This window comes from Polaromonas sp. P3_C2, from assembly GCF_056402675.1.
The window spans coordinates 1-4,718 of the sequence record NZ_JBFUGX010000329.1 but is presented as its reverse complement, the minus strand read 5'-3'; the positions used below and the strand labels follow the sequence as shown (position 1 = coordinate 4,718).

Sequence of the window (4,718 nt, the reverse complement as noted above, 5' to 3'; positions counted from 1 at the left end):
ACTGACATGTTAGCTATAACATTGCTGAACTTTTATTGGTGTTTACCCGGAACTGCGGTTTTACCGGCATGTTGAAATGACTTCCACCTCTTCCAGTCCCACATCCCTTCGGCTCGGGCTCGGCGGCGCGCCGCTGGGGAACCTGTTTTCGGCCGTCAGCAACGAAGAGGCGAAGGCGCTGGTGGATGCCGCCTGGGCTGGCGGCTGCCGCAGTTTTGACACGGCACCGCATTACGGTCATGGGCTGTCGGAGCGGCGGATGGGCGATGCACTGCGTTCCCGGCCACGGGACAGCTTCACCCTGTCCAGCAAGGTCGGCCGCATCCTGACACCCGACGGGCATGCCGCGACCGCCCAGCACGGCTATGTCGACATCCTGCCTTTTAACCAGCATTGGGACTTCAGCGCTGGGGGCACGCGCCGCAGCGTGGAAGACAGCCTCCAGCGGCTGGGCATGTCGCGGCTCGACAGTGTCTACATTCACGATCCGGACGCCCAAACCCATGGCGCCGACGCGGGGGCCGTACTGCGCCAGCTGATTGACGACACGTTACCGGCGCTGCAGCAACTGAAACGCGAAGGCCTTGTGCGTGCCATCGGGCTGGGCACCAATGATGTCGGCGTCGTACTGGACGTGTTGCGCGAAGCCGATCTGGATGTGCTGATGCTGGCCGGCCGCTACAGCCTGCTGGACCACAGTGCGCTGCCTGTTTTGCTGCCGCAGTGCCTGGCGCGCGGCGTGCGGATCGCGCTGGGCGGTGCATTTAACTCGGGCATTCTTGCCACCGGGACGCGCGGCGGTGCTGCAACTTTCAACTACGCGCCGGCCGCGCGCGAATGGCTGGAGCGGACCGCGAAAATTGAAGGAGTTTGTGAGGCGCACGGTGTTCCACTGCGCGCCGCTGCGCTGCAGTTTCCGCTGGCGCACCCGGCCGTGCACAGCCTCATGCTGGGTGCCCGAAAAGTCAGCGAATGGACGGACGCCGTGACCATGATGGCGCACCCCATCCCGCCGGAGTTCTGGACTGCGCTGCGCACGCAGGGCCTGCTGCCCGCCGAGGTGCTGACGCCATGACATCGTTTCCAGTGATCGACGCGCACTTTCATTGCTGGCAGCTGGCGCGCGATGACTACGGCTGGCTGACACCGGAGCTGGCGCCGATCTACCGCGATGTGGCCGTGAAGGACTGGCAGGCGCAGTCTGCGCCATTGGGTGTGCGGGGCGGCGTGCTGGTACAGGCCGCAGCCACTGAAGCCGAAACACATTTTTTGCTGACGCAGGCCGATGCGAGCCCCGGTGTGCTGGGTGTGGTCGGCTGGGTGGACATGCTGTCGCCCGACGCACCTGCCCGCATAGCGGCGCTGGCCCGCCACCCCCGGCTCAAGGGACTGCGCCCGATGCTGCAGGACATTGCCGATACACAATGGATATTGCAGCCAGCGCTGGCGCCGGCCCTGCAGGCGATGGTGGAGTGCGGCCTGGTGTTCGATGCGCTGGTCAAGCCAGTGCACCTGCCGCATATCGTGACACTGGCGCGCCGGCACCCGGATTTGCGCATGGTGATAGACCATGCCGCCAAACCTGACATCGCTGCGGGCCAGTGGCAGCCCTGGGCCAACGACATGCTGCGCATTGCCGGCGAGACACAGGCCTATTGCAAACTGTCGGGCCTGATGACCGAGGCCGGGCCGAAGCCGGCTGCCGGCGCTGTCACGCGCTGGGGCAAGCGCGTGCTCAAAAGTTTTGGTGAGCAGCGTGTGGTGTGGGGCAGTGACTGGCCCGTGCTGGAGCTGGCCGGCAGCTACGCGCAGTGGTGGGGCGAGACGCAACAATTGCTTGCGCCGCTCAACGTGGCGAGCCAGGCGGCCGTCATGGGTGGCAACGCCAGAGAGTTGTACTGGCTTTAAATCCCGGTTTGCGCTCTGCTTTGCGCGCCGTCTTTAGAATCATCCGATTGTCTGCACTGAAAGCGCATCGCGTGACCGAATCCTCCAACCCTTCCGAAAGCCCGCTGCAGGTTTGCCGCGCCGACTACGGCAATCCCGTGCATGCCGCCGCTGTTGTGCAATTGCTCGACGCCTATGCGCAAGACCCGGCCGGCGGCGCCAAGCCGCTCAGCGATTTTGCAAAGAAACATCTCGTCAGTGAACTCGCCAAACGCCCGCATGYCTTCAGCGTGCTGGCCTTTAGCGGCGGCAAGGCTGTCGGCCTCGTCAATTGCATTGAGGGCTTTTCCACCTTCGCCTGCCGCCCGCTCGTCAACATCCATGACGTGGCCGTGCTGCCCGGCCACCGTGGCCAGCGTATCGGCGAGCAGATGCTCGCGCTGGTGGACGAGATTTCACGCGAACGCGGCGCCTGCAAACTGACACTGGAGGTGCTGCAGGGCAACCGCAGCGCCATCAAGCTTTATGAACGCATCGGTTTTGCCGGCTATCAGCTGGATCCGGCCATGGGGCAGGCGCAGTTTCTCCAGAAGTGGCTGGATTGACGATTTCAGGCGCTTTGGCTGGCCGGGCGGGACGGATCCCGCAGCAACATCAACGCCGCGAAAGCCACCAAGCCCAGCGCTGCTGAAAACCACAGCGCGCCGCTGCCAAAACGGTCAATCGCCAGGCCAAACAGCCAGGGCGCTGTGGCCTGCGCAAAGCGGGCTGGCACCATCAACAATCCCTGGCGCGCGCCGTAATCCCGCACGCCAAACAGCACCAGCGGCAGCGTGCCTTTGGCAATTGTCAGTACGCCATTGCCGGCGCCGTGCAGCAGGGTGAACACCGCGCCGGCCGGTACGCCGAAAAACAGGAACGCCATTGCGCCCAGCGTGTGCAGGCAGCCGGCCACCCGTGCTGACACCAGCGGGTGGATGTTGCGCAGCAGGCCGTATTCGAGCAGCCGGCCCGCAACCTGTGCGGGGCCGACGAGTCCGGCAAAGACCAGTGCCGTAGCCAGTGGCACGCCGTGGGCTTGCAACAGCCGCGGCAGGTGTGCGGCCATGGCCGTGCTGATGAACCAGGTGACGGCAAACACCAGCGCCAGCAGGAGTGCGGTGCGGGCGGTGTTGGAGGCGGAAGAGGAGCTGGAAGACGTGGAAGAACTGGAGGAGGGGGACGGTGCGGATGCCGCAGAGTGCGCTGGCACTTCGGGTTGATTCGTATCGGGGTGAGCCCCGGCGGCAATGCCCGCCCTGGGCGAAGCCGGAAGCCGCCAGTTCAGTGGCAGCCCCACCAGCAAGTGCAATGCGGCCCAGGCCAGACAGGCCGCGCGCCAGCCCCATTCAAGCTCCAGCCAGGTCGACAAGGGCCAGCCCACCGTGCTGGCAAAACCAGCAAACAGGGTGATGCCGGTGATGGCGCCGCGCGCGTCTTTCCCGTACAGGTGAACCAGCGCGGCAAAGGCCGCTTCGTACAGGCCCGCGGCCATGGCCACGCCCAGAATCACCCAGCCGGCAAACAGGCCCACCGGCCCCTGCGCCATCGCAAGCACCACCAGCCCAGCGGCAAAAACCAGGCTGTTCGCGGCCAGCACTGGCCTTCCGCCGTGCCGGTCAATGGCCTTGCCCGCAGCCGGACCCAGCACTGCGGAGACCACCAGCGCGGCAGAAAAAGCAGCAAACACGGTGGGTGTGCCGACGCCGAGGTCGCGTGCCATGGGTACCGCCAGAATTGCCGGCAGGTAGTAGCTGGAGGCCCATGCCAGCGTTTGTGCGATGCCCAGCTGGACGACGGTGGCGGAACGGCTTTTCGGTGTCACAGCCACAAGGGTACCAAGGACGGACGCGGTGCCTTGATTCGCCGCCTGCGTTTCAGCCTTGGCCCACGGCCTGCTGCCGGCCGAGCGCATGGTGCAGGGCCACGCCCGCCAACGCACCGGCAGCCTGGGCAGCCACAAAACCTGCCGTGCTGGCGGGCGCAATGCCGGCAAAACTGTCTGACAACATGCGTCCCAGCACGGCGGCCGGGTTGGCAAACGAGGTGCTGGCGGTGAACCAGTACGCTGCGCCGATGTAGCAGGCGACCAGCGCTGGCGCCTTGGCCGCAGGGGCGCGCAGCACGACAAAAATCAATCCGCCCGTGGCCACCGCTTCGGCCAGCCACTGGCCCCAGCCGCTGCGCAGTTTGGTACTGAACTGCAGCACGCTCATGTCAAACATGGCGTGCGCCAGCCAGGCGCCGGCTACAGCACCCAGCAACTGGAGTGCTATGAAAAGAATAGCTGCTTGCGCTCGTCCCTTGTGGGTTACAGGGCCTTTTGACCACATAACAAGGGTGACCAACGGATTGAAGTGCGCGCCACTGACCGGCCCGAGCAGCTCGATCAGCACATACAGCGCCCACACGGTGGCCAGTGTGTTGGCCAGCAGGGCCACACCCATGTTGCCGCCGCTCAAGCGCTCGGCCATGATGCCCGAGCCGATGACGGCGCAGAGCAGGGCAGCGGTGCCGACGAATTCCGCGAGGAGTTGCTGTGCTAAAGGCTTGGGGGCTTCTGCGGGAGTGATGTTTATCGCCTGGCTCATGAGCGGGCCAGATCACGCGCGCTGGTTTGCAGCATCAGCTTGCCAATATGGGCTGGCGGAAGGTTGACCAGCAGATCCAGCCGGCGGCGAATGGCATGCAGGGTCTGGCGGAATGCTTCCAGTTTTTGTGCCTCCGTGCCGTCACCTTCGGACGGATCCGCATAACCCCAATGCGCAGTAGCGGGATGGCCTGGCCAGAAG

At 65.1% G+C, this 4,718-nt stretch carries 5 protein-coding genes and 1 pseudogene; 3 read left to right on the top strand and 3 right to left on the bottom strand.

What is annotated here, in order from left to right:
- Window positions 1-76 precede the first annotated feature (76 nt).
- Genes AC1DWI_RS14195 through AC1DWI_RS14185 form a run of 3 tightly spaced genes read left to right on the top strand, consistent with a single transcriptional unit; the run spans window position 77 to window position 2,492 of the window.
- On the top strand, window positions 77-1,075 hold the full coding sequence (locus AC1DWI_RS14195) for an aldo/keto reductase (protein ID WP_477670923.1): 999 nt from the start codon (window positions 77-79) through the stop codon (window positions 1,073-1,075).
- Window positions 1,072-1,908 (top strand): amidohydrolase family protein, encoded by an 837-nt coding sequence (locus AC1DWI_RS14190; RefSeq protein WP_477670922.1) that lies wholly within the window; start codon window positions 1,072-1,074, stop codon window positions 1,906-1,908. The genes AC1DWI_RS14195 and AC1DWI_RS14190 overlap by 4 nt, the downstream gene beginning before the upstream one ends.
- A gap of 56 nt (window positions 1,909-1,964) precedes the next feature.
- Window positions 1,965-2,492, top strand: a complete 528-nt coding sequence (locus AC1DWI_RS14185) for a GNAT family N-acetyltransferase (RefSeq protein WP_477725061.1) — start codon at window positions 1,965-1,967, stop codon at window positions 2,490-2,492.
- 5 nt (window positions 2,493-2,497) lie between these two features.
- Here the strand turns inward: AC1DWI_RS14185 and AC1DWI_RS14180 are convergent, their stop codons facing one another.
- The 3 genes and pseudogenes from AC1DWI_RS14180 to AC1DWI_RS14170 form a co-directional block, all read right to left on the bottom strand.
- Complete coding sequence (locus AC1DWI_RS14180) at window positions 2,498-3,751, bottom strand: MFS transporter (protein ID WP_477671218.1); 1,254 nt, start codon at window positions 3,749-3,751, stop codon at window positions 2,498-2,500.
- Between the two features lie 52 nt (window positions 3,752-3,803).
- The gene (locus tag AC1DWI_RS14175) at window positions 3,804-4,517 is read right to left on the bottom strand and encodes an aquaporin (RefSeq protein WP_477670921.1); all 714 of its coding nucleotides are present in this window, start codon (window positions 4,515-4,517) and stop codon (window positions 3,804-3,806) included.
- Window positions 4,514-4,718 (bottom strand): annotated as a pseudogene (locus AC1DWI_RS14170) (arsenate reductase ArsC); the annotation flags it as partial. The pseudogene AC1DWI_RS14170 and the gene AC1DWI_RS14175, both read right to left, overlap by 4 nt.

What these genes read in the sequence shown, in the direction of transcription:
- AC1DWI_RS14195 (WP_477670923.1), top strand. Translation starts at nt 77, where the DNA reads ATGACTTCCACCTCTTCCAGTCCCACATCCCTTCGGCTCGGGCTCGGC.
- AC1DWI_RS14190 (WP_477670922.1), top strand. Translation starts at nt 1,072, where the DNA reads ATGACATCGTTTCCAGTGATCGACGCGCACTTTCATTGCTGGCAGCTG.
- AC1DWI_RS14175 (WP_477670921.1), bottom strand. Translation starts at nt 4,517, where the DNA reads ATGAGCCAGGCGATAAACATCACTCCCGCAGAAGCCCCCAAGCCTTTA.